Genomic DNA, 679 nt, shown 5'->3' on the forward strand with positions numbered 1-679 from the left:
TTTCCCGCCGGGAGCCTGGGATGCAAGGGAGGCGGCGGTGAGCCTCCCTTGCGCGTTCACAGGTATAACGTTATCAGAGAAGCAACGCACATAAGGTGAACGAAACTGATTCAAAGCAAAACATTTCCATACAGGCTTAACTGAACGGTATTGCACCATGGGGCGAAGTTCAGCGTGGCCGAAAACTATGCTTCCTTACCATCCGGAAGCACAATGTTGCTGGCGGCAAGCTGCCCCATGTTGTTGTACATTGCACAGGCGGCTTCAACAATCGGCATCGCCAGCGCGGCCCCGCTGCCTTCGCCCAAACGCATCCCCATATTGAGATACGGCTCCAGTTCAAGATGCGCCAGCGCGGTGCGAGCCCCCTTCTCGGCGGAGAAATGTGACGGGATCAGGTAAGGTTTAATCTGCGGCGCAATCTGGCAGGCCGCCAGCGCAGCGGAATAAGAGAGAAAACCGTCCAGCACGACCGGCAGGCCGCAGGAGGCCGCCCCCAACATCACCCCCGCCATGCCGACCAGATCAAACCCGCCTACCTTAGCCAGCACATCGATACCGTCATTACGATCCGGTTGATTGACGGCGATTGCTCGCCGCACAACATCGACTTTATTGCCTACTCTTGAAAGCGGCAGGTTAGCGCCGATACCCACCACATCCTCGGCATCGCTGCCGG

Annotated in this window: 1 protein-coding gene; it reads right to left on the minus strand. The window is 57.7% G+C overall.

Annotated elements, in window-relative coordinates; all coding sequences use genetic code 11:
- Positions 1-185: 185 nt before the first annotated feature.
- A partial coding sequence (locus tag FDW87_RS21905; protein WP_252363035.1) for a nicotinate-nucleotide--dimethylbenzimidazole phosphoribosyltransferase occupies positions 186-679 on the minus strand: 494 nt, incomplete at its 5' end.

Source organism: Citrobacter sp. wls826 (assembly GCF_005281245.1).
Classification (GTDB): domain Bacteria; phylum Pseudomonadota; class Gammaproteobacteria; order Enterobacterales; family Enterobacteriaceae; genus Citrobacter; species Citrobacter braakii.